We start from the raw sequence: 24,117 nt of genomic DNA on the forward strand, positions 1-24,117 counted from the left end.
CGCTAAAATGGGCTTTCAATTTGGCTCATGCCAACATAAATTGATTTGGTTTGGGTGTAGCTATTTAGTGTTTCAACACCGTTTTCGCGGCCAATACCCGAGCGCTTGTATCCGCCAACGGGCATTTCAGCAGGCGAATTGCCATAGCTGTTTATCCAACAAATACCGGCATTTAATTGATGAATCACGCGGTGAGCACGTTTAATATTTTGACTAAAGACACCCGCGGCTAAACCAAGTTCTGTGTTATTAGCGCGTTTAATCACGTCGTCTTCATCGTCAAACGGCAGTACACACATCACTGGGCCAAAAATTTCTTCTTTGACTATGGTCATGTCGTCACTGCAATCGACAAAAATAGTTGGCGCAACGAAGTTACCGTTAGGTGCAGATTCTGGCGTTGCCTGATAACCCCCAGTTAAAACAGTGGCACCTTGCTGTTTACCAAGCTCGATATAGTTTAAAACTAAGGCTAAGTGTTTTTTCGAAATTAGCGCGCCTAAATTAACATTTGGATCGAGTGGATCGCCCATTACAATGTTATTCTCGGTGCGTTTTTTTAACTCTTCGATAAACTCATCGTAAACATTTGTTTGAACATAAACACGGGTACAGTTGGTACACACTTCACCTTGGGTATAGAAGTTACCAAGCATTGCAGCGCTTACCGCTTCGGTGATTTCGGCATCATCGAACACGATTAGCGGCGATTTACCGCCAAGTTCCATGGTCACTTCTTTTAAGTTACTGGCCGCACTTTGCATCACTTTTTGTCCCGTGCCCACTTCGCCGGTGAACGAGACTTTTTCAATATCTGAGTGTGTAGTTAACCATTGACCAACATCGCCTGCGCCGTGTACCACGTTGAATACACCTGCTGGCATACCAGCTTCATTAAATATTTTGGCAAGTTCAATCGCACCGCGAGGTGTTTCTTCAGATGGTTTGAAAATTAAAACGTTACCTGCCGCAAGTGCCGGGCCCGACTTCCAACAGGCAATTTGAAGTGGATAGTTCCACGCACCAATACCAGCGCAAATGCCTAAAGGTTCTTTTCGCGTATAAAAGAAGTCATTACCAACCGTTTGCTGCGAACCAAGTTGTGTTGGTGCAAGGCCTGCAAAATATTCAATAACATCGGCACCTGTTTCAATATCCACACAGTCGGCTTCTTGAATTGGCTTACCTGTATCCAGTACTTCAATTTTTGCCAAATCGTCGTTGTGCTCACGCAATAGGGCAACCACTTTTAATAAAATTCGACTACGTTCTACAGCGCTCATTGCTGACCAAGTGGCAAAACCTTGCTTGGCACTTTCAATGGCTTGCTCTTTTATAAAGTCGTCTGCGATTTCAGTTTGGTAAATAACCTCGTTTGTAGCGGGATTGATAACATCAAACGACTGACCTGATTTGTTTTCAAGCAGTTCGCCATGAACAAAGTTGAGCAATTTAGGAAGAGACATAATTAATCCTGACACACGGGAATTAGAGAGTTAACGTAGTTTTTAGCAAGCAATTCGGCATTGCTAAATTCGGCTTCGTTTGCTTTGGTTAATACGGCACGTAACCAAAGGCCGTCGATCATCGCTGCGCTAAGGGTTGCAGCTTGTAATGCTTGTTCATAAGGCAATAACGTTTTGAACGAATACAGTAAATTGCTGTACAGACGTTTTGCGTTAACCGCTTGCAAGCGGTGTAATTGTTCGTCATGCATTGATTCTGCCCAAAAACTCAGCCACGTTTTGGTGACATGAGCCTGCTTTTGTACAACTGAGAAATTTGCTTCGACGATTAACATAAGACGTTGTTGCTGACTTATGTTTTCGTCGATTTTTGAGATTAAGCTGGATTTTAAACTGGTTAGTAAGTAACGCACGGTCGCTTCAATTAACCCATTCTTACTACCAAAGTAGTGACTGATAATGCCCGAGGACAATCCAGCACGTTTGCTAATGGTATTAATCGTTGTCGCTTTTAATCCGAGCTCTGCAACTGAGTTTAATGTGGCGTCAATCAGCTGTTGACGACGTATGGGTTCGTATCCAACTTTAGGCATATTTTTATTAATTGATCGTTCAATAAAAATAAATTCTAATGAACTCTAACTAATATTTCAAATCTAAGGGCGCGTTTACGTTTGTGTTTATGTACGCTTTTGCAATGATATTAAGTTTTAAGTTGCTGAATTTATTTGTTTAATTCCGTCACTGAAATTATTTAAAAATAATTTGTTTTGTTGTCATATTATTATAATTAAAACTATTTCTACTGTAAGTAAATTGCTGTTCCGATAAATGCGGGGCAATTTTTAGCTGGCGTTAATTTAAGAAATGGCTCTCAAAAAGAGGCTGTTTGGTTAATGAAGTTTATGTGGATGAATAGGGTATTAAGGCAACAATACCGATTCACTTAAGTAGCTGCTCATTCTAGCGGACTAAACATCATGCTCACTGCGTTAGAATTTATCAATGTAGAATAAGTACATACGAAAAATTTACGCATTGTTATCGGTTCATTTATCCAGGACTGTTCTTGTTCTCATAGTTAACAGAATTGGCATAATAAAAAAGAGTAGTGGGAAGTTTTTTTGAGATGGGTAAACAGGGTAACTAACCTTTAATTACGGTAAGTTACCCTTATTTTAGTGTTAAGCAATGAGTTGCTTTACTACAGCAAGTTGTTGTTCGCTTGTGGTGGCTTTCGCAAGTTGCGATGCCAAGTTGTTGCCATTTATGTCAGACAGTAATTTTGCTAATGCATGTTTTGATAACGTTACGTCAAAATAATCATTAAGCTCATGGCCTCCAAACCAAATAAGTCCGGCTTTTTCTAGCCAATCAATAGCGGCGCTAATTTCTATTGCTAAATCGAGCGGCGAATCGCAATTAAAGCCACCTTGATTAATTAACATGTGCGCTAACGTAGAGCATGAAATGTCTATTTTATTGGGAAATGCCGTTTGAGTTTGTTTCATTACATGGCATACCACAGCTTGAAACAAGGGCATATTAGGCAGGTTTATACTGATTGGATCGTTCATATTTTTCTTTAACCACTTGCTGTTGCGGCACTTTTTACTATTCTTAAAACATACATTTTGTAAGTATCATACACTAATAATAATGCCAATATTGCCTTTTCGTTGTGTAACACTGCTGCCGTTTGCGCTTATGCTAAGTGTGTCTGAACATGCTTTTAGTGCAACAAATTCCGATCTCTTCGCGCTCGATTTGTATCAGCTGAGTGAAATTGAAGTCACCATTGCCAGTAATACACTGGAAACAAAAGCAACGGTTCCCTCTACTATTACGGTGTTTGATGAAAAGCAGCTCACAGCCTTAGGTGTAAACAATGCGTTTGATGTATTGAACTATGTGCCTGGAATGCAAATGGCTCGTGGAGATTGGGTAGGTGCTGTGCCAAAAGAGCATGCCAGAGGGGTAAGGTTAGACAATGGCTATTTGTTAATTTTACTTGATGGTGTGCGTTTAAACGAAACATCGTTTGGTAAAGCCACGGTTTATACTCCCTATATTGCGGCGTCTGTGCTTGAAAAAGTTGAAATCATTCGTGGCCCTGGTTCGGCCCTTTACGGCAGTAATGCGTTTTTAGGTGTGGTTAATTTTATTACTAAAAAAGCACATAAAAGGTTTGAAGTTGCGATTGGCGAGCACGGTTATAAAGGGCTAAGTGGCAGTTACGCAAATACACAGGAGCAAATGAGCTTCAGTGCGAATGTGTCGTTACAACACAGTGATGGGCAATCATACGACGTAGGGGAACAATTAACGGTTAGCGACCCTTTGAAGCATGTATTTGTAAACGCACAATTAGACTACCAAAATAGCGAATTGCGTTTTCATTTTATTGAAAATCAACTGGATGAGTTTATAAACCTCGGTGGTTTTAGTAAACAAAATGTACATACCAGTCAGTCTGCCAGTATTAGTCTACAGCACCAAATATGGCAAAATGATCATCATGAAATTGACGCGCTGGCAAGCTACGCTAATTTTCAAATTGATTCTTCTGGCATGGTGTTACCAACAGAAGCGGGTATTGTAAGTAATGATTTTCTTACTGGGCCAAACTGGCGAACGCAGTGGAGCAAATTAAAGTTTACCCATAACTACAAGCTATCAAGCGATAAGCAATTAAACTCTGGTTTTGAATACCGCCATGCCAGCCAATATCAAGCGGGTGTCACCACCAACTTTTATGATTTTGGAAGTCAGTTAATAATTCCAAACGATGCGTTTTATTTAGGCGAGTTACAACGGATTAAGAACATTCCTGAATTTGCAGCGCTACGCGCTTCGCATGATTTTTATGGCGCATACAGCCAATTAAAGTGGCAGTTAAATCCAAGCTGGTTGTTTTTTATTGGTGCGCGATACGATGACATTAAAGACCTAGATAGTAAATTATCACCACGTTTTTCAGCGATTTGGCATGCATTTGATAATCAAACTATTAAGCTTCAATACGGCGAATCATTCAGAACTCCGGTTAATAATGAGCTTTACTCAAGCGACAGTGTTACCAAAGGCAACCCTAATTTAACGTCTGAATACGTTAAAACAACCGAGTTGGCGTGGCTTTATAATGGCAAAAGTACGTCGCTTGAAGCTGTGCTATTTAACAATCAACTAAGAGACTTTATTAATTTAGTACCAACCGCTGGAACCAGCTTTTTTACCTTTGAAAATAGTGTTAATGAGAATATGTCTGGGGTGGAATTATCAGCTAAAAAGCTCTATCAAAAGTTACAAATAACCGCTAACTATACGCAGTTATTTGACGAGCCAATTAATCAAAGCTTTAAGCGTTTTGCTAATCTACAGTTAAGCTATCCAACCGATTTTATCGATATTCATATCAATGCCTTGTGGCGTGATAAAATTGAAGCTGAGCGCAGTGATGAATTTCGCTATTATCAACCGAGTTACACGTTAGTAAACATAAAATTAGCGCGTAGTTTTGAGCGGCATACGCTGTCACTAACAGGTGAAAACCTATTTGATAAAGACTATAGCATTTTTGATCCGCGAGTTTGGGATGGCGCGGTGCCAGGAAAAGGCAGGCAACTGGTGTTAAGTTACCAATATGCCTTTAACTAGCACAAACGATTGCTTTGCTCTCGTTTAAATTACGCTTTGGTTTAGCTATCAGCGAGCCCTAATCAGGCATTGCTTCAATGCCTACAATTGCAGAGCGGTTTAAGGTAATTTTGTAGCGTTTAGCTGTTTTTGTACCATTGGCCGAATAGGTAACCACTAAGTTTATTTGATAACGCCTTTCTACCGATTGACCCGATACTTTGCTGCCATCCAAACTGTAGAGCTTGCCTGCACCTTTTTTTAAGTACCTGACAAATGGGGTTAAGTTAAAAAACACTTGCTGCTGAATTTCTTCATAGCCCGGTAAAAAAGCTTTAGCAATCACTTTACTATCACAGCGATAATGAATTAAGTGTGCCGCTTGCTTGTTCTGTTGACGTCGTTTTTTAAATAAATTCTCGACATCATCGGGTAGTGCTTTTCGACGAATATGCTCAAGCCAGACGGTTTGGGTATGAATGGTTTTATTATCTGCACTGCTTTTAAATATATGTCGCCATTTGGGGCGCCCTTGCCTTATTTTGCGCCAAATTACGCGGGTTAAATCTTCTTTAAATGTTTCACGTAGGCCATAAATAACCCCCAACATGGCAATCAGCGCTAATGTAACTTCTTGGAAATTTGAACGCGCATTAAGAACTAAAAACATCACAAACGCCATCATAACCGCTGTGACGGTGCCACGTACCAAACGCTGCAAGTTTAAGTTAAGGTTTTTGGTTTCTTTACTAAACACCACACCATATTCGATTAGCCTTTGCAGTAAGCGCATTTTGTTGGTGATGCGATTGGGGTCCTCTAGGGTTTGTTTAGAATTGTACTCACGCTCTTCACGGTAGGCACTTTCACTGCGACAAAAATCACGCAATGTATCACGTGCTTTTGCAAACTCACTGCTTTTTGGACCTTTTGACAACAGCTTTAAAAACATTTGTTCACAGTGCCAACTTAAGTAGTTATCGGCGTTGTCGAAATAAGATTTTAGTTTTTTATCTGGTGGTGTGTAGCGGCGTAATTTCTTCAATAGCACGCCTGCTTGTTCAACCAATTCAGTGGCTGCCGGGTAAAACACCTCGGCATCTTTAATGTTTAGAGTGTGTTTAATATCAGCCTCAAGTGCCAAGCGAATTTGGTATGAGTAAAGATTTAAATTCAAGCGATAGTCGGATTTTTCACCTTTTGACTGACTAATAAAACGGCTGCGCACTAAGGGTAAATGTAATTGTTCAGAATAATAGGCACTGTGGCTTTTCACATGGGCGTGAAAATAGTCTTCTTCGTTTAAGGTGCTGGTGTTGATGCCCATTTCTACGGGCAAAGAAAAATACAGGTCGAGGCGCTGCGTTTCTTTGGGAAGCAATAAATAGCTTAACTTAATTGATAAGCTTTCATCTTGACTGAGTTTTACGTCTCTGTCGATATTGAGCACTCCTTTTCTGCTTTAGTTATCGCTATTAAGCATAGCATAAATCTACTTTAATAACATGATGTTAAATTATTAAACGCGTTTAAACTCGTCAATATGCAATCTATCTTAGGCATCTTGCAAAAATGAATTGAGTTGCTACATTGCCTAAGCAACCAATAAAAATGGACCCTTTTTTATGAGTAAAATAATAAAAACGACGCTGTTAGCAGGATTAGTCAGTTTAAGCGTAGGCCAGGCAATTGCCAGTGATAATGCAACTTGGCAATATGAAGATGTGTTTAACATTGAATATGCAGCATCACCTCAAGTTAGCCCAAGTGGTGACAGTATTGTTTATGAGCGTCGTAGCATGGACATTATGAGTGACAGTACACGCATCAACTTGTGGCAGTATAACCTTAGCAGCAATGCCCACACGCCGCTGCTGTCGGGTAAGGCTCAGTATCGCATGGCGCGTTTTTCACCGGATGGAAAAAAGCTAGCGTATATTTCAAATGAAGAGGGCGATAATCAACTTTATGTGCGTTGGTTGCAAAGTGGCGACACGGCTCGCGTAACGAATGTGGAACATGGTGTAAGTAGTATAAGTTGGTCACCAAATGGTCAATGGATCGCGTTTTCTATGTTTAAACCACAAGAGGCGAAAGGTATTTTTAGCGAAATGCCGAAAAAACCAAAAGGGGCTAATTGGGCCGGTACTGCAAAGTATATTGATCAAATGAGTTATCGTAGCGACGGACGTGGATTTTTACCCCATGGCTATCGCCATATTTATATTGTGCCAGCAGAGGGCGGCACGCCTCGTCAAATCACTAAAGGCGATTTTCACCATGGCGGTAATATCGCGTGGAGTCCAAATGGTGAGCAGATATTTATCAGTGGCGACCGTCACCCTGATTGGCAAGACAGACCACGTGAGTCAGACATTTATCAAATTAATGTTGCTACGGGCGAAACCACTAATGTGACTAAGCGCGGAGGCCCTGATGCTGCGCCAGTGATGTCGCCAAATGGTAAAAAAATTGCGTATTTGCGTTTTGATGATAAAAAACTATCGAGCCAAAACAACGACATTTTTATTATGAACAATGACGGTTCTGATGTTGAAAATTTAACTGCGAAACTCGATAGACCAATAGGCAACCCTAAGTGGGATACAAAAGGCCGTGGTCTTTACTTTAGCTACGACGATTTTGGCCAAAAATACGTAGGCTATGTAAACCTGAAAGGAAAAATCACAGAAAAAATTGCCAAACTGGGCGGTCAGTCTTTAGGGCGTCCGTATACTTCGGGTGAATTTGCGGTAGTAGATACGAATGAACTGGTTGTGACACTAGCCAATGCCAATCGACCTGCTGACCTTGCGATGGTTAAAAAGGGAAAAACGCGTAAAGTCACCTCTTTAAATGAAGATTTACTCGCCCATAAAACAACCGCTGAAATGGGTGAAATCACCGTTAAATCAACGGTTGATGGTCGTGATATTCAAGCTTGGTATGCGCTGCCACCTAATTTCGATAAAAATAAAAAGTATCCGCTGATTTTAGAAATTCACGGAGGCCCACATACGGCTTATGGTCCAAATTTTAGTACTGAAGTGCAGTTAATGGCTGCAAAAGGCTATGTTGTTGTGTGGGCGAATCCGCGCGGCAGTACGTCTTACGGTGAAGATTTCGCGAATCTTATCCATCACAATTATCCTTCGCAAGATTACAACGATTTAATGGATGTTGTTGATGGCATGGTTGCGAAACCGTATATTGATAGTAATAACTTGTTTGTGACGGGTGGCTCTGGTGGTGGTGTTTTAACTGCTTGGATTGTGGGTAAAACTGATCGCTTTAAGGCCGCTGTAGTGGCTAAGCCTGTGATTAACTGGCTGAGCTTTGCTCTGACCGCTGATGGTTACTCGTATTTTACAAAATATTGGATGCCAGGCATGCCATGGGAGCATGTAGAGCATTTATGGGCACGTTCGCCACTCTCGCTGGTGGGCAATGTCACCACACCAACAATGCTATTAACTGGCGAAGAAGATGTGCGTACGCCGATGAGTGAAACTGAGCAGTATTATCAAGCATTACAACTGCGTAAAGTGGATTCGGCAATGGTGCGTATTCCTAAAGCAAGTCATGGTATTGCGGCAAGGCCAAGTAACTTGATCCAGAAAGTTGGCAATATAATGGCGTGGTTTGAAAAATATCGCACCCAATAAAGTGTGTTTTAGGTAATAAAAAGCCCCAAAATATCGGGGCTTTTTATTGACTAATTAATTGGGGTTAACACATCAAACTTGTTTATTAGCAAGTGTTTGAATACGCGTTTCGGCCCCTGAAACAACATCGTTGATGATTTGCTGTACCGACTTAACTTCATGAATAACCCCTTGCGATTGACCGATAAATTGCACACCGTGTTCTAAATCGCCATCGATGGTTGCAGCTTCAAGTTTTTCGGTAGCGGCACCAAATAATGACAACATTTTTATTTTATCAAACTGGGCTATTAAGCCGACAAGCAGTTTCCACAACGGCATATCGACCATTTTTGCTGCTTTAAATGACTTAATGGTGGCGATTAAAAAGTTCATAGGCTTTTTAGTGGCTTTTTGTGCTGCGGGTGTTTTCATTACGCGCGCATAAAGACCATCAAAATTCTTGGAATAAATAGTATCTGCGACGCGCTTTTCTATCACCGCATTTTTAACATTTTGGTGAACCGGACTCTCAAGGCTGGTTGCAAAACGAGAGCCCATTGCGACTGCGTCTGCGCCTAGGGCAAGAGCTGCCACTAAACCTCGACTGTCGGCAAAACCACCTGCGGCAATTACAGGAATATCCACAATATCGGCAATATTGGGTACTAAACATAGCGATGTAACTTCACCGCCATGAGCGGCTGCTTCATGTCCGGTCACTAGTAGTGCGTCGACCCCTGATTTTTGTGCTGCAAGGGCGTGTTTTTCTGTCACCACTGTGGCAATTACTTTACCGCCATATTGCTTAGCGCCTTCGACAAGCCAATCACCTTTACCAAGTGAAAAGTTAATCACAGGTACTTGTAGCTCGAGCGCGATTTTGGCGTTTTGCTTCGCGCCAGGCATCATTAACGTAATGCCAATGCCAAATGGCTTATCGGTAAGCGAGCGAATTGTTGCAATTGCATCTCGGGTTTGTTGTTGGCTAAGTGGACCTGACGCCAAAATACCTAATCCGCCAGCATTACACACGGCCGCGACTAACTCTGGTGTTGAAATCCAGCTCATGCCGGGTAATACGATAGGGTGTTCAATGCCAAAAAGTTCGGTAATGCGTGTTTGCATAGGTATTGCCTGTTTAACTGGTCAGATGTGTTAGAGTTTACAAACTATTAACCCAAGATGGAATAGTTTTCGGCAATAAAAAGGCCTGCAATTGCAGGCCTTTAATAAGTTGACTTAACGAGTGTTATTTACACACACCATTTGCATTGGTGATACGGAAGCGAAGCTGCGTATCATTATAGTCGCCATCACCACCGGTATCGTCACAGTTTATGTAACCTGTGTTATTGCTACCTAAAATAGTCTTACAGCTACCATACTTCCAAGTACGGTTATTTTCTTTAAATTGGTAAGAAATAGAGAAGGTGTTACCACCGGTTAATGTTGCCTGTTCTACCCAGCTACTGGTGTTGCTTGGCTGAATCCACGACGTTATAGCGCTGCCATTAGAAAGCACTTTATACGCTTGTTGATAATCGGCACTACGTTTGTGGGCGAATGCAATGCGGGTACCTGGTGCAAAAGTTAAACCATTGCCAGATTCTGTAATACATTGGGCTAATGCTTTAGTTACATTGATATTCACTTGGCTTGAAGCGGTGCCACCTTTGCCATCACTAATACCGTATGTAACGACTACTAGACCCTCATAATTTTCAGGTGCTTGATAACGCACTGTACCGTTACTGTTAATTGTTGCACTACCATGGCTGGCACTAACACTGGTTACGGTTAGAGTATCGCCATCAGGGTCGTTGTCGTTACCGAGTACATTAATTGACGATAAACGCTCACCTTGCGTTACCGATGCTGAATCTGGGTTCGCAACCGGTGCTTGGTTAGTCGAAAGTACTGTCACTTCAAGTACCGCTTGTGCTGTACCATTTGTTTTACCATCGCTCACAGTGTAAGTAATACGTGCTTTACCAACCCAGTTTGCAGGTGGGGTAAAGGTAATGGTGTTATCACTGTTTACCTGTGCTACGCCAACGTTTGCAACAGCGTTTGTAACGCTAAGGGCATCGGAGTCTTGGTCGCTATCGTTTGCAAGTACATTGAAGCGTGTTAGCGACGTATCTTGATCAATTGTTGCAACATCGTTATTTGCTGACGGTGCGTTGTTTTGTTTAACACGTACATCTACTAAAGCACTGTCAGTTAAACCTTCTGGATCTTTGATGGTGTATGTAATCCAATCTTGACCATGGAAGCCAACATCTGGTGTGTAGGTCAGGTTTTGGTTGCTATCAATTACCACGGTACCGTGATTAGCAACCGCAGAAATCAGTGTTAAATCATCACCGTTAAGATCTGAGTCGTTCCAAAGTACATCAACGTTGTAAAGAGGCGTGTCTTGGAATGCTTGAATGCCATCATCTACAGCTACCGGTGGTTGATTTACCGAGTTTACTACCACAGTAATGGAGCCGGTTACTGAACCACCGTTACCATCTGACACTGTGACATCAATTTTCGCCGTTCCAACAAAGTCTTTGGTTGGCGTAAAGTAAATAATGCCATTGCCATCTACTGAAACGATACCGTCATCAGTTGATACTGAAACCGGTTTAGCGTTGTCGCCATCTTTATCTTCAATTTTATCGAGAATATTAATCGCGTTATTTTTTGAGTTTTCATCAACGGCAACTGATGCTGGTTGCATTGTAGGCGCATCGTTAACAGGCATTACATCAATTGTAATGTAGCCAGTCGATTGATTTTCGCCATCAGTGATGGTGTACTCAATGCCGATTTCGCCATTAAAATCAGCATTTGGTTTGTAATTAATAAGATTACCGTTAACCGTTACTTTGCCTTTTGCAGTTGTTGCCGATACCAATGAAATTGATTGACCGTCTGGGTCTTCATCATTTTTTAGTGCGTCAAAGCCAGTAACTGACTCATCTTCATTGATTGAAAGGTAATCACTACGTGTAATTGGCGCATCATCAAGTGGTTTTACGGTTACTTTTACAACACCTTCTGCTGTGCCACCTTTACCATCTTCTACTTGGTAAGTGATGGTATCGTCACCGTAGTAATTTAGGTTTGGTGTATAACGCAAGCTACCGTCTGATTTTACTTCTACACTACCGTGTAACGCAGTAGCCGATACTGCTTTTGCAGGATCTTCATCAACATCTGAAATATGTTGAGTTAAATCAACGACATTATTTTTAGAGTCTTCATCCACTTCAATGATTTTCTCAGTTGTTGTTGGATCGTCGTTTACCGCATTTACCGTAACAACAACGACTGCACTGTCACTTAATTCACCATCGTTAATGGTGTAGCGAATAGTATCTTTACCGAAGAAGTTGTCGTTTGGCTGGTAACTTAGCGTGCCATTAGCGTTGATAGTAACAACACCGTGGTCAGACTCTGCTTGAGTTACTGTTAATGTATCGTTGTCAGGATCACTATCGTTTGCTAGCACATCAATCACATCGATTTTCTGGTCTTCATCGGTTTGTGCTTCATCGTTATTTGCGTTTGGTGCATCCGTTTCACCTGTTACCAGTACATTGATAACACCTACTACCGAACCTCCGTTACCATCGACTACCGTGTAGCTAATCTGATCGCTACCAGCATAATTTTCTTTTGGCGAATAGCTTAGTGTGCCATCAGGGTTAACGCTTACTTCACCGTGGTTAGCTGTGGCATTCGTTACCGTTAAGGTATCACCATCCACATCATTGGTATAAGGGCTGGTATCAACAATCTCATTTTCGCTGTCTTCTGCAACCGTTAGCGAAGCAATCTCTGCGGTAGGTAGATCATTAACTGGTGTCACTGTAACGGCAATCTTTGCGTTTAATTCGGTTTCACCATCACTTACTACGAAAAGGATTTCATCGTCACCAAAGTAATTTTCATTTGGTTTGTAAGTAAACTGTCCGTTACCGGCATCAATTAACTGGCCGTTTGTTGCAACTGGGTTGCCAATAATTGAAAGTGCTTCACCTTCTGGATCAGTTACGCCTTCTAGCAAGTTAATATTGGTAATCTCAACATCTTCTTTTGTTGTAAGCGTGCGTTCTGTTTGACGTGGTTCATCATTTACAGCCGCAATTTCAACGGTAACTTGGCTTGTTGCTACGCCACCACGACCATCGCTAATGCTATAAATGATAATATCTTTACCATTGTAATCAGCTTTTGGTTGATAGTTGATACTGTTGTCGTCGTTTACAGTCACTACGCCGTGTAATGATGTAGGCGTACCTAAAATAACCAGCGGATCGAAGTTTGGATCTTCGTCGTTTGCGATAACCGCAATTGATTCAGCGAACTCATCTTCATTGATTTCAAGGGTATCTGGGTTTGCGATTGGCTCAGCATTGTCATCGTCATTAATAAATACATTGCCAACCACGTTATCCACCACTAACGCAAAGCTTTCAGACTGCTCAAATTCGTCATTCGTGAGTGTTGCTACTTTAACAAGTACAGTATCTGTGTTTTCAGGTAACGTAATATCTTGTGTTGAAGCAAGTAAAACGGTTTGCCAGCTCTGGCCTAAGTCAAAGCTGACCTCAACGGTTGTGTCGTAGTCTTCTTGTGCAAGCGCATTACCGTCAACTAACTGGAACGGGAAGCTAATTTCGCGTTCTACTTTGCTATCTAACGTAACCTCAAATGTGGTTGTAGCACCTTCTGACACAGGATCTGGCATTGCAATAACCGACATCACTTGTGGTTTTGGTGCTGTGCCGTCTGTTACTGATACTGCTTTTGCGTGTTTGCTGGTTTCTTCAAACCATGCCGATAGCTCATAAGCTTCATTTTCTTCAACGCTATCATCAACTAAAGACGTTACTTTAATTAATACATTTTGAATTTCAGCTGGTACGTTAACCGATTTATTTTCAACCAGCGACATTTCTTGCCAGGTAACGCCGTTATCAAGTGAAACGTATCCTGAATTTAAGAAGTCGTCATTGGTGGTATCATTTAAACCAATCACATTGAAGCTGAGTGATTGCGATTTCTCTAACTTACGGTCAAACACAACATTGAAAGTGACTTCTTCACCTTCCATCATTGGGTTTTTATCAGTGCTGATAAAATCAATTACCGCATTTTTAGGCGTCGCATCAATAAGTAATACTGGCGCTTCAATTAAATCGAGTTGCTCTTGCTGAGTCCATGCATGTAATTGCAGGGTTTCAATTTCTTCGTCTGCCTGTTGATCTTTAATAATCGATACGCGAACAAGGAAATCTTGCGTATCTTTTTCAAGCAAGAATGAATTCGCTGCGCTAAGGTCGATTGTCTGCCAGAAAGCGCCACCGTCAAATGAGAATTCAGCTTGAGGATCAAAGTCGTCAATTGCTGTTGCATCGTCTGACTTTAGTTCTACAAACACGTTTTGTGTCATGACTACTTGTTTATCTAAACTTAATTCAAATACTGCGTAGTTGCCTTCAGAAACTTCATACTCTCGCGGCGCATTTTCAATTAAGCGTGCAGGTATAGAATTTGGGTTATCCAGAATTTGCGCTGCAATAGTGTCTTCATTCACGCTGAAGTTATATGTTTCGGTGTCTTCAGCTTCTTCGTCTGCTAATGTTGCAACCTTAACCTTAAACTGATTAATTCCCTCTGGAATAGTGATTTCCAACTCATTGGTAATCGTTGTGGTTGTCCACGTGCTACCGTTATCAGTACTGTAATTTACCTCGGTAGCATAGTCTTTATTTTGTATTGCAGAGTCATCTTTCAACGCAAGTTTATAAACAGCAGGTGCACTGGTAGCTTCCGCTAATACCACTGTAAATAGGTGTGGTTCACCCTCGATTACTTGTTTTGTATCAAGGAAAATGCCAGCTACTTCTGGTGCAGTGTGCTGAACTTCATTTTCGATGATAAGCGCCTGCGCTTTACGGTCGATACCGTCGTCTTTACCCCAAGCTGCAAGCACTAGCTGTTCTTGTTGTTCGTCAAGAGTGTCGTTAGCAGTTGTCACTTTTACATCAAAACAACGCAATCCTTGCGGTACTGCAACTGTCGCAGTATTCGATAGGTCAATTTGTGTATTAAATGTGATACCTTGATCGAAGCTGATATATGCAACTGGGTCAATGTCGGCAAGCACCGCAGTGTCAGGGTTTACTTCTAAATAATAGTCTTGTGTTTGTGTAGTGGTACCGTCTAAACACACATTAAATAGTGCTGAGTTACCTTCAGATACTTTAAATGGCGTTGCCGTAATGCTACTTACTTCAGGGAAGTCATCGCTATTTTCGGTGCGGTCTGAAATGGTAACTGTTGTTGTTTGTGTATCCGTGCCACCGCTAATTAAGTAGGCAGCTAGATTGAAATCTTCGCTGTTTTCTACTTCATCGTCGCGCAAAGTATGTACGCGAACATCCACATATTCAGTGCCTTCAGGAATAAGAGGGCGTTGTTTTGATGATAAATCGTATTCCATTGGCCACGTAATGCCGCCATCAAGCGAGATTTCTGCATTTGGATTGTAATCTTGTTGCGCGGTTGCTGCGCCATCATTTAAACGCAAACGCAGTTTTGCATCATCATTAAGTGGTTGATTAAACTGAACTCTAAAGGTTACAAATTCACCTTCTTCTACATTACTATCGAGCGCAAAAACCGAATGCACCGCGTCTTTTGCTAAATCAAGATCTGCGTCTTCGTCATGAATGCGGATAATTTCAAATTCATGATCAGATTGGTCAGCACGGTGCCATGCATTAAGCTTTAATGCCTCAAAACCTTCGTCAATATCATCTTCATAAGATTCAAATTGGATATCAACATAGCGACCACCTGGTGGTACCAAAATTTCTTTGCGCGAAGATAAGTCAACGTTTTGTACAAAGGTTTCACCACGGTCGAATGAAATATTCGCGTTGGCTGAAAAGTCATCGCCCAGCGTTGCCGAAAGTGCATCAAGCTCAAGGTTTAGTAAAGTTGGCAGAACTAAATCTTTATTGAACTTCAAACGGAATTTAATGGTACGGCCTTCTTCAACAAGGTCATCAGTATGACGTGAATAAACTGCGTTGACGCGAAGATCACCTTGGTTACTTGATGGGTCGAGAATATCTTGATTAAGTGTTAGGCGATCCGACAGTGTATCTCTGTGCCATGCTTCGAGTGTGAAGTATTCTGTATCTTCATCTTTGCCGTCATCATTTAAATCAAGCAAAATATCGATATGACGACCACCTGGCGGTACTGAGATCTTTTGTGGGCTGGCTAAGTCCACTAAATACGGATAGCTTTCGCCACGGTTAAATGAAATAAACGCTGTGGTATTAAAATCTTGCCCTTTTTGTGCGGTACCGCTGCTTAATTTTAAGTTTAAATCTTTGTCATCATCGAGGATTTTGTTGAATTTCACGCGGATGTGCGCTTCATCACCTTCTTCAGGACTTTTATCTAGGCTGTAAATTGCACTGATTTTATAGTAGCTGTCTTCACCACCAGAATGGTCTGAACCATCGCTGCCACAGTTAGCCGATGCTAAATCGGTAAAACGGTGAGTACTGGTTGATAAATAGCTGAGTGATGATTTACCCATGTCGTAAGCGAAAAATTCAGAGCCACCTAAATTATCCTGACGTGAGAAAATTAATTCGCCTACCTGGTTTTTAGCGGCCCCTGTCGCTAATGCTAGGTTATGCTGGTTAACAATCTCAACGGTTAACGCTGTTGTATCAACGCGATACAAACTGTTTTTACTGACTAAATATAAGTCGTCGCCAATAAAGGTTAAATCACCCCAGTTTTTATCTTGTTCATTGCGAAAGCCTGTAAGCTCTCCATAAATTGCGACATAGCCTGTCGTTGGATCTATGGTAAATAAGGTATCGTCGTGTGCGGCCCACAGTAAATTTTGGCTCGGATCGCTTACCAAGCGGTAAGTGAATTTAGTTTTACCAACCTGATGATGTGAACCCGAGTTAATATCATAATATGCAAGGTAACTGTGGCCATTATTTTGTGGAACTGAAACATAATATAAACGCTGTGACGCTTTATCGAGTGCGATTGCGGCAGAATCATAAAGTGCGATTGAGTTTGACAGGCTTTGACCTGTGTATTCATCTAGCTTGTGAATAACACCTTGGCCTGCATCACTGGCAATACCATAAATCGGGCTGTGACATTGTGAATAGGCCGAAAAACCTGACGTAGCAAGGGCTGCACATACAAGGGTTCTGACAGCGTTTAGTTTCATAGGGGCTCCAACTGGCTAACAGAGTAAAATATAAAGAAATTTTTTCCGAGATTTTACGTTAAGTTGAAACGTAATGAAAACGTTTGTCGTAAAAAATGATTAGAAAATTATTACACTTTATAACAGCCAAAATTATTCTAAGCACTTTAGATACTTAAAACCAAAGCCCGTAAGCTTAGGGGGAGTAGGGAAAATGCGTGCTTAAAAGCAGCTGTTTATAAAGATGTTTTGCATTGTTCTATAGCAAAAATGTAAATAATCAAATACAGAAACCTTAGTTTCTATATGGATATTTTTAATCACTAATTTATTGATTAGTTGCATGTTATCGATCAAGCAGGGAATACTAGGGTCTGTTGATCTTTTCTGTTCTATTTTTGTTCTGTTTGAGCGTGCTTTTATCGCGGCGCTCGATGTGTGGCCTAGTAATCTAAGCGAATATCGAGCAAAGCTTCCGCGTCCTGCTCTCGCCCCTTACCTACATCCATGTAGGCAACAGTGAGAAAAGTGCGCTCAAAAGAACCGTTCGGCAGCGCTTGATTGGCTTTTCTACTGTGTTATCGGCTGGCTCACATAGAATAACTATGCCACGCAGCCTCTGCCTTGTAGAAAACCCAATCAAACTGCTGCAAAAACGAACTTGAAAGGTCAACAGACCCTAGGTGTTTTACGCAGGTAGATTTATTGTTTTGAACGTAATTCGTCACGTTGCTAAAAGTACAGATATTTACGCTTTAGCGAGTAAGTAGCGCTTGATGCGCTACTTATTGCGTTTTTTCCAACCATTAAAGCGTGCATGAACGCCGCGAGTAAGTGAGGTAAAGTAGTCTTCTAGCACGTCTACACCGTATAAAATACCGACCACTAATATACTCAATTTAATTGCGCCTAGTTCGCCCGAAATATCAATCGCAACACCTATTGCGGCGAGTACCCAAATAGTAGCCGCTGAGGTAACTCCAACCACAATACCGTCTTTGGCAAGCATAACGCCTGCACCTAAAAAGCCAACGCCTGTGACAACTTGTCCGATAATACGCGATGTATCAGTGACATCATTATTCAGTGAGTTTGACGCAGCAATAAACATGTAAGTACCAAGCACAATAAGGGCCGATGTTCGAATCCCCACAGGCTTGCCGCGTAGTTGACGTTCTAAGCCAATAATAAAGCCACAACAAATTGCAGCACCAACTTTTGTCCATTGAAATGGGCTTATTGATAAATAACTAATAATATCCAATTGTTATCCATGTAATTACGTATTCGCATCAGTTTGATGCTGTGGTTTAGGGTCAATTAATGTTTCATCGAGCAGACGAGTGATCAGCAGCTGATCAACTCGAATGCCATCGATATCTACCGCTTCAAATTTATAACCTGCATGAGTCACAAAATCTGCGCGCTTTGGAATGCGCTTCATCATGTAAATAATAAACCCAGCTGTTGTTTCGTACTGATTTTCGTCAGGGAATTCATCAATTTCAAGCAACTTCATTAAATCAACTATAGGTGTTGCACCATCAACAAGCCACGAATTTGCGTCGCGTTTAACAATTTGCTCCTCACCATCAAATTGCACTAAATCCCCCATAAAACAACTCATTAAATCCTTAATGGTGACAACACCAACAATTAGCGCGTATTCATTTACCACTAAAGCAAATTGGGTCGATGCCGATTTAAACGCATTGAGTGCCTCTGATAGCGTTAAGGTTTCGGGTAAGTAAACAACCTCTTTAGTTAAAATATCGAGATTAAGGTGTGCTTTACCCGTTTCAAGAATTTGTTTAAGAATGACTTTAGATTCAATCGTGCCAACAAGCTTATCTAACTGACCATCACATACTAAAAATTGATTGTGCGGATGCGCTAAAATCTTGCTGCAAATACTCTCGCTATCTTCGTTAATATCAAAAAAGACAATCGATTCACGCGTCGTCATAACCGTTGGCAAAGTGCGTGCTTCTAATTCAAACACGTTGCCAATTAAACGATACTCTTGCTGTTGCAATGAACCATCTTGTGCACCAGCTTCCATTACCGCCACAATGTCTTCCGTTGTAACGATTTCTTCTCGCTGGGTCGGTAGCTTAAAAATACGCAGTACAATATTGCTAATGCCATTAAATAAAATCACAAAAGGTGTTAGTGCAAGTGTTAACCAATTCATTAGGCTAACCACTCGTAACGCGACCGTTTCAGGCATAATCATGGCAATGCGTTTAGGCAATAGGTCAGCAAACAAAATAAACAGCGATGTAATAATCAAAAACGACAGTAAAAAGCTAATTTGTCCTGCTAAATCACCGGTATACACTAGGCTAACAAGCTCTGATGTGTAAGGTGTTAAGGTTTGCTCGCCAATTATCCCGCCAAGAATGGCAATCGCGTTTAATGCGATTTGGATCATCGCAAAAAATCCGCCGGGCTGTTCTTGTAACTTAAGCACAGCATTAGCATTTTTACTGCCTTCGTCAGCCATAACACGTAACTTAATTTTACGGGCAGCAGCAATGGCTATCTCCGACATAGCGAACAACGCGCCGAACAGAATAAGCAAACTAATACCCAATAAATCACTCATTTCATTCTCCAAACTAGATGTGAGCATAATTGACCAATTCGCGTTATGAATTAATTTTGGCACAGTCCGGTGGAGAAGCAGCAATCAAGTATTAGTTGCTGTATTTTCACGCCTTGGGTGACGCTTTTAGTGCTTTCAGCAATGTTTTTAGGCTTAAAAACATGCGAATTGGAATTTATCTGAAAGGTGATAAAAGCGCGCAATTATTATGCAAATTAATGCGCGCTGCAATCTATTTTTTAATAATTAAATTTTCATTAAAAAACAACGTTTTAAGGATTATTTTTCGGGGTGGCATTAAAAACTTTTCCCGCAATAAGTCCGGCAATAAAACCAAAGAAATGACTGCTCCAACTCACACCTGGAATAAATTGCGTAAGCGAATAAATTACACCGGCGTATAAAAAACAGATGATAATGGCGAGGATCAGGTTAAAAATATTTCGGCTAAATATGGCATTGCTTAGAATATACGCAATAAGGCCAAATACCATGGTACTTGCACCCGCGTGGTATCCGTCAAAGGCAAATACCCATACTGCGCTACCAGCAACAATTGAAATAAATAAGTACACTAATAAAAAGCGCTTTAGCCCTTGTTGTAATGTAATAAACGCAAGCACTGCGAGCGGAGCTGCGTTTGATAACAAATGCTGCCAGCTGTGATGGATCCACGGCGCAAAGATAATTCCTGCTAACCCGTTTAGTGTTCTGGGGTAGATACCTAAACCTGATACCGCGCCTTGGCTAATGGCATTTACGAGTTGCACACTGAACAAAATAGCAAGTAGTGTAAAAATAATTCTTATAGGCTGCTTTATATGCATGATGCGTTTTATGCGTAGTTATTTACGTTGTTTGATTTGTAGTTACTCACTCTATCGTTTTCAATGGTATTGGCAACCACTAAATTTGTAAGAGAATAATTTACTGGCGGGCTAATATATCGTTATGGGTAAATTTCAAGTGGTTCTCAAGGTGCTAGTACGGTGTAATCTAAGTGCGCTTGGTATCGGGAGTTAGAAAAATAGACGCTCATCATAGTCAGTGAATATGATGAGCGTTAAAGCCGCGTTATTTTTTTAAAATTTCCACTACTTCACGTGTTGCTTCGATTAGGCGAATTAACTTGCCATCAATACTTACTGTAATAAGGCCTTTGTTATCAACAGGCACAATCACTTTGTGATGGCGATAAATATCATATTCGATTGGTTTGCCTACAACAATTTTCTTTTGCCAACCAGGTGGCAGTTGACCTGTGCGCTCATATTTTTTTTGTAAACCAGGTGGAAGCGATTTATCACCATGCTTTTTATCATTTTTTGCAATAAGGGGCGATGTGATTAAGGCTAAACTCAATAGTGAAATAACAACGGATATTTTCATAATTTACCTATTACTTGACGACATTTTCTTTGCTACATAAACGCGATGAGTCTTAAATTACTGGGACTAAGCGCTAAATCGTATTTTATGTTTTCACTATAGAATGACTTTAAGTTGATTGTGAACCCACTTTTATTAGTATTTTTAACTGAGGCTTTTGCGTATTAGGAAAAAGGAAGGTGATTTGCTGAATTTTGCTTTGCCATTTGCTTTTTTAAATGACGCTTTTGCGCCTTTTGCACGTGTTTATATATCCACTTGGTTAATTTGGTCATTAATTCAGGGGGAAAGTCATGTCCCATGCCATTGATGGATTTCAGTTTTGAACGTTTAATTGCTTGCGCCGTTTGATAGCCCGCTTTAACAGGAATAACCGGGTCGTGCTCACCGTGAATAACAAGTGTAGGCACTTTAATCGCAGCTAATAAATGTTTTCGATTTTGGCTTGCCGCAATCGCTGCAAGTTGCCGTTTTATGCCATTGGGGTTAAGGCTACGCTCTACATTCTGTTTGGCTTGTTGATACAGTGCTTGCTCATTTTGCGGGAAATTAGGACTGCCTATCAGCTGATTTAACTTTACCGTGTAGTCTATAAATGCATCTTTACATAGGTTTTTGGGTTGATGTTTAGCGAGTGTAAACAATACCTTTAAGCCCTGTTTAGAAAGGGGAATATTGTAAGACGAAGACATGATAGAGGTTAGGCTGAGCACTTTCTTTTTATGCTTAGCTGCAACAATTTGCCCAATCATGCCGCCCATGGATGCACCAATTATATGGGCTTTTTTAATTTTAAGTGCTTTCATCAGCCCAACCACATCACATGCCATTTCATCAAGCGTATAGGGGGCTAAGGCCCCTTTATTAAAGGGCTTTGTTAGCCAAATCTTTAGCAGATTAGGGTTGCCACATTGATCAAAATGACTTGAAAGCCCCACATCGCGATTATCAAATCGGATCACCCGCAGTCCTTTTTGTGCTAATCCGTAATAGAACGGATCTGGCCAAACCGTCATTTGTGCACCTAAACCCATAATGAGAATAACTGCGGGGTGTGTTGGGTCGCCGTAGTCTTCATAGTGGAGGCGCACGCCATTTTTTAGTCGTACACTCGGCATAAGTTACCGCTAATTTGGCAATATAACTGTAAAGTAACAAAGCTAGTTTTCAGATAAATGACAACGCGGTAGCACGCTAGGCGCTAGTAATTGGTTATGTTTTATATTGATTTTAAAGTGTTTTATTTTACACTAACCTTAAGTTTACGAAGGCGTAGGTTAGGGCATGCAACACAGATTACTATTAATTGGGTTGTTATTAAGTGTTGCAAGTTGTAAATCGACCGTCGATGTAAAATCACCCAGAGCACTGGAAAAACTCTCTAAGCAAATTGAACAAAACCCCCATGATATTGTTGCCATCGCCAAAGGTGTTGAGCAATCAAAAGCCGCTATCAAAATGGATACGCGCCGAATAAAGCAACTTTTTGATGAGCTAGATACCATCATTAAACGTATTTGGGGCAATAAACACAGTTCGCTGCCAAGTAACAAACGCTATGTAAAGTATTCAAACAATTATCAAGCGCGCGCCATTGTCGATTTTGAAAAAGGCACAGTAAAAGTAGAAACCATTGCTACAAAAAAGGTAGCTTCAAAACTGGCACAGGCAGTGTTTGAAACACTACTAACAACCGATGATCCGTCAACGACCGATATATTTTCAAGTAATGCCCCTAACCTAAGTGGTGAACCATTTTTGTATCCGCAAGTTCGTGACCATGACGGTGAGTTAGTGCGCTTTGAGTGGCGCGCTAGGCGTTACGCAAATTATCTTGTGGATCACTATACAAAGGTAGAGCACGACGATAACCGTCAGTTTAGTTCTGTGAGCTTTAAGCTCGTTAACGAACATCAGCATTTGCGTCATTTAAAGTACAGCAATGCGGTGTTAGCTGCAGCCAAACGTTATAATATTGATGCTGCGCTCATTTATGCGGTGATTGAAACTGAGAGCGCGTTTAATCCGTATGCGGTAAGTCGCTCTAATGCGTATGGTTTAATGCAAATAATGCCTGCAACTGCAGGGCGAGATGTGTTCAAGCTTGAAAAAGGAAAAACTGGGCAACCAAGCAAAGCACAGCTTATGCAGCCAAACTATAATATTGATATTGGCACCGCTTACTTAAAGATTTTAAACACCCGTTACCTAAAAGGTGTGGCGAATAAAAAAAGTCGAGAATATACGGTTATTTCAGCCTATAACGGTGGTGCGGGCAATGTGTTAAAAACCTATCACAGCAATCGCGATACCGCGGTTAAACTGATTAATCGACAAAACCCAAGTGCGGTGTATCAACGTTTGCGCCATCACCACCCTCGTCAAGAGTCCCGCAGATACCTAGAGAAAGTCACAAACGCAAAACAGAAATATCACTAACCGCGGTTTGATAATGATAATAAGGTGCCTGCGCTGATAAACACAGAGCCGGTTAATCTGTTAAAAAGACGCATTCTGTTATTGCGATACAACCAATTTGACGATTTAACCCCGAGCACTACGTAAAACATTAACCAGCTTAATTCTAACAATATAAAGGTAATGGCGAAGATACTGTACTGACTAAGCAAAGAGCCATTTAGATTGATGAATTGTGGAAACAAGGCAGTGAAAAAGACAATTGCTTTAGGGTTACTGGCACCGACAATAAAGCCTTGAAAAAAGTTATCTGTTAGTAACCGTTTGTTTGATGAATTGACTTCTACTTTTGCTAAATTATTCGCTTTTGAGCGAAACGACTGAACTCCCAAATACACCAAATATGCAGCGCCTAAATATTTTACTAATGTAAACGCAAGCTCCGATGTTGCGATAAGCACGCCTAATCCGGTAAATGAAAGCGTAAGAATAAGAGTAATAGCAATTAAACTGCCAAGTGCAGCAATAAAACCGCCGAGCGTGCCGGAACTTACCGCGCGTGTCATACAAAATAACGCGCTTGGCCCCGGTGATGCGGTTAGCACTAACACTGACAAAAAGTACATAACCCACGTATTTATATCCATTGTTATTCCTAAGCGGTTTTTGTTTAAGTTAACAGGTAATTTGTAGTGCGGT

15 protein-coding genes are annotated in these 24,117 nt (G+C 41.1%); 3 read left to right on the forward strand and 12 right to left on the reverse strand.

Annotated features, from left to right (window positions below; all coding sequences use genetic code 11):
- Positions 1 to 2 precede the first annotated feature (2 nt).
- From betB to AC2IOM_RS21165, 3 genes are all read right to left on the reverse strand, one after another.
- On the reverse strand, positions 3 to 1,466 hold the full coding sequence (gene betB / locus AC2IOM_RS21155; protein ID WP_486360080.1) for a betaine-aldehyde dehydrogenase: 1,464 nt from the start codon (positions 1,464 to 1,466) through the stop codon (positions 3 to 5).
- A 2-nt stretch (positions 1,467 to 1,468) separates the two neighbouring features.
- On the reverse strand, positions 1,469 to 2,059 hold the full coding sequence (gene betI, locus AC2IOM_RS21160; protein WP_010559396.1) for a transcriptional regulator BetI: 591 nt from the start codon (positions 2,057 to 2,059) through the stop codon (positions 1,469 to 1,471).
- Between the two features lie 591 nt (positions 2,060 to 2,650).
- On the reverse strand, positions 2,651 to 3,043 hold the full coding sequence (locus tag AC2IOM_RS21165) for a hypothetical protein (protein WP_486360081.1): 393 nt from the start codon (positions 3,041 to 3,043) through the stop codon (positions 2,651 to 2,653).
- 139 nt (positions 3,044 to 3,182) lie between these two features.
- On the opposite strand from AC2IOM_RS21165, the gene AC2IOM_RS21170 reads away from it, so the two are divergent.
- Positions 3,183 to 5,123 (forward strand): TonB-dependent receptor plug domain-containing protein, encoded by a 1,941-nt coding sequence (locus AC2IOM_RS21170; protein WP_486360082.1) that lies wholly within the window; start codon positions 3,183 to 3,185, stop codon positions 5,121 to 5,123.
- 58 nt (positions 5,124 to 5,181) lie between these two features.
- Here AC2IOM_RS21170 and AC2IOM_RS21175 read toward each other — a convergent pair whose 3' ends face one another.
- Positions 5,182 to 6,552, reverse strand: coding sequence for a hypothetical protein (locus tag AC2IOM_RS21175; RefSeq protein WP_336436762.1), 1,371 nt, complete (start codon positions 6,550 to 6,552; stop codon positions 5,182 to 5,184).
- A 175-nt stretch (positions 6,553 to 6,727) separates the two neighbouring features.
- On the opposite strand from AC2IOM_RS21175, the gene AC2IOM_RS21180 reads away from it, so the two are divergent.
- On the forward strand, positions 6,728 to 8,767 hold the full coding sequence (locus tag AC2IOM_RS21180; protein ID WP_486360083.1) for a S9 family peptidase: 2,040 nt from the start codon (positions 6,728 to 6,730) through the stop codon (positions 8,765 to 8,767).
- A gap of 72 nt (positions 8,768 to 8,839) precedes the next feature.
- Here the strand turns inward: AC2IOM_RS21180 and AC2IOM_RS21185 are convergent, their stop codons facing one another.
- From AC2IOM_RS21185 to AC2IOM_RS21215, 7 genes are all read right to left on the reverse strand, one after another.
- Positions 8,840 to 9,874 (reverse strand): NAD(P)H-dependent flavin oxidoreductase, encoded by a 1,035-nt coding sequence (locus tag AC2IOM_RS21185; protein WP_486360084.1) that lies wholly within the window; start codon positions 9,872 to 9,874, stop codon positions 8,840 to 8,842.
- A gap of 124 nt (positions 9,875 to 9,998) precedes the next feature.
- On the reverse strand, positions 9,999 to 17,024 hold the full coding sequence (locus tag AC2IOM_RS21190; RefSeq protein ID WP_486360085.1) for an Ig-like domain-containing protein: 7,026 nt from the start codon (positions 17,022 to 17,024) through the stop codon (positions 9,999 to 10,001).
- Positions 17,025 to 17,784: 760 nt separating this feature from the next.
- On the reverse strand, positions 17,785 to 18,267 hold the full coding sequence (locus AC2IOM_RS21195; RefSeq protein ID WP_105171920.1) for an MgtC/SapB family protein: 483 nt from the start codon (positions 18,265 to 18,267) through the stop codon (positions 17,785 to 17,787).
- A 15-nt stretch (positions 18,268 to 18,282) separates the two neighbouring features.
- Positions 18,283 to 19,611, reverse strand: coding sequence for a polyamine export protein PaeA (paeA, locus tag AC2IOM_RS21200; RefSeq protein ID WP_486360086.1), 1,329 nt, complete (start codon positions 19,609 to 19,611; stop codon positions 18,283 to 18,285).
- Positions 19,612 to 19,883: 272 nt separating this feature from the next.
- Entirely contained in the window at positions 19,884 to 20,438 is a 555-nt protein-coding gene (locus AC2IOM_RS21205) for a rhomboid family intramembrane serine protease (RefSeq protein ID WP_486360087.1), read from the reverse strand.
- A gap of 247 nt (positions 20,439 to 20,685) precedes the next feature.
- Entirely contained in the window at positions 20,686 to 21,000 is a 315-nt protein-coding gene (locus AC2IOM_RS21210) for a hypothetical protein (protein WP_105171918.1), read from the reverse strand.
- A gap of 164 nt (positions 21,001 to 21,164) precedes the next feature.
- The gene (locus AC2IOM_RS21215; protein WP_486360088.1) at positions 21,165 to 22,118 is read right to left on the reverse strand and encodes an alpha/beta fold hydrolase; all 954 of its coding nucleotides are present in this window, start codon (positions 22,116 to 22,118) and stop codon (positions 21,165 to 21,167) included.
- 166 nt (positions 22,119 to 22,284) lie between these two features.
- Here AC2IOM_RS21215 and AC2IOM_RS21220 point away from each other — a divergent pair, with 166 nt between their 5' ends.
- Complete coding sequence (locus AC2IOM_RS21220) at positions 22,285 to 23,439, forward strand: murein transglycosylase domain-containing protein (protein ID WP_486360089.1); 1,155 nt, start codon at positions 22,285 to 22,287, stop codon at positions 23,437 to 23,439.
- Here AC2IOM_RS21220 and AC2IOM_RS21225 read toward each other — a convergent pair.
- A complete protein-coding gene (locus AC2IOM_RS21225) occupies positions 23,436 to 24,065 on the reverse strand; it encodes a LysE family translocator (RefSeq protein WP_486360090.1) in 630 nt (209 codons plus the stop codon). The genes AC2IOM_RS21220 and AC2IOM_RS21225 overlap by 4 nt on opposite strands.
- Positions 24,066 to 24,117: the final 52 nt, after the last annotated feature.

This window comes from Pseudoalteromonas sp. NS-SX12, assembly GCF_057367955.1.

What these genes read in the sequence shown, in the direction of transcription:
- betB (WP_486360080.1), bottom strand. Translation starts at nt 1,466, where the DNA reads ATGTCTCTTCCTAAATTGCTCAACTTTGTTCATGGCGAACTGCTTGAA.
- betI (WP_010559396.1), bottom strand. Translation starts at nt 2,059, where the DNA reads ATGCCTAAAGTTGGATACGAACCCATACGTCGTCAACAGCTGATTGAC.
- AC2IOM_RS21165 (WP_486360081.1), bottom strand. Translation starts at nt 3,043, where the DNA reads ATGAACGATCCAATCAGTATAAACCTGCCTAATATGCCCTTGTTTCAA.
- AC2IOM_RS21180 (WP_486360083.1), top strand. Translation starts at nt 6,728, where the DNA reads ATGAGTAAAATAATAAAAACGACGCTGTTAGCAGGATTAGTCAGTTTA.
- AC2IOM_RS21185 (WP_486360084.1), bottom strand. Translation starts at nt 9,874, where the DNA reads ATGCAAACACGCATTACCGAACTTTTTGGCATTGAACACCCTATCGTA.
- AC2IOM_RS21190 (WP_486360085.1), bottom strand. Translation starts at nt 17,024, where the DNA reads ATGAAACTAAACGCTGTCAGAACCCTTGTATGTGCAGCCCTTGCTACG.
- paeA (WP_486360086.1), bottom strand. Translation starts at nt 19,611, where the DNA reads ATGAGTGATTTATTGGGTATTAGTTTGCTTATTCTGTTCGGCGCGTTG.
- AC2IOM_RS21205 (WP_486360087.1), bottom strand. Translation starts at nt 20,438, where the DNA reads ATGCATATAAAGCAGCCTATAAGAATTATTTTTACACTACTTGCTATT.
- AC2IOM_RS21210 (WP_105171918.1), bottom strand. Translation starts at nt 21,000, where the DNA reads ATGAAAATATCCGTTGTTATTTCACTATTGAGTTTAGCCTTAATCACA.
- AC2IOM_RS21215 (WP_486360088.1), bottom strand. Translation starts at nt 22,118, where the DNA reads ATGCCGAGTGTACGACTAAAAAATGGCGTGCGCCTCCACTATGAAGAC.
- AC2IOM_RS21220 (WP_486360089.1), top strand. Translation starts at nt 22,285, where the DNA reads ATGCAACACAGATTACTATTAATTGGGTTGTTATTAAGTGTTGCAAGT.
- AC2IOM_RS21225 (WP_486360090.1), bottom strand. Translation starts at nt 24,065, where the DNA reads ATGGATATAAATACGTGGGTTATGTACTTTTTGTCAGTGTTAGTGCTA.